This window comes from Bartonella sp. AA81SXKL (assembly GCF_042196945.1).
GTDB lineage: Bacteria > Pseudomonadota > Alphaproteobacteria > Rhizobiales > Rhizobiaceae > Bartonella.
Map to the genome: position 1 here is coordinate 322 of NZ_JBHIRH010000292.1, position 339 is coordinate 660.

The following is a 339-nucleotide window of genomic DNA, read 5'->3' on the forward strand; positions in this document are numbered from 1 at the left end:
TCAGAAACGCTCTCAAGAGCATCATTATTGATCATGATGGCCCCGAGCAACGCTTGTTCTGCTTCAATATTATGGGGAAGTTGCCGAAAAGAAGGAGCAAAAGTATCTCTTGGGTTTTCTGTTTCTAACACGTTTAAGTTTCTCATGCCTCTTTTCCCTTATTTGGGGCCTCAAAAGTAATTTCTGTGGTGTATCCACTTTGCTTCTCATAGCGATGGGTCACGGTTGCAGCATGCCATGGACCATTGATTTCACCGCGGAATCCTTGAAGCAAAAGCGGTTGGCCCGCCATGATTTCAGGGCGCCCCTCAAGGCTTAAAGAACCACTGCCCATGGCTC

1 protein-coding gene and 1 pseudogene are annotated in these 339 nt (G+C 47.2%); both read right to left on the reverse strand.

The window, feature by feature from the left end:
- Window positions 1-146: DnaB-like helicase N-terminal domain-containing protein (locus ACFINZ_RS11185; RefSeq protein WP_375701553.1), on the reverse strand; the 146-nt coding region annotated here is incomplete at its 3' end.
- Window positions 143-339, reverse strand: a pseudogene (locus tag ACFINZ_RS11190) (late control protein); the annotation flags it as partial. The gene ACFINZ_RS11185 and the pseudogene ACFINZ_RS11190, both read right to left, overlap by 4 nt.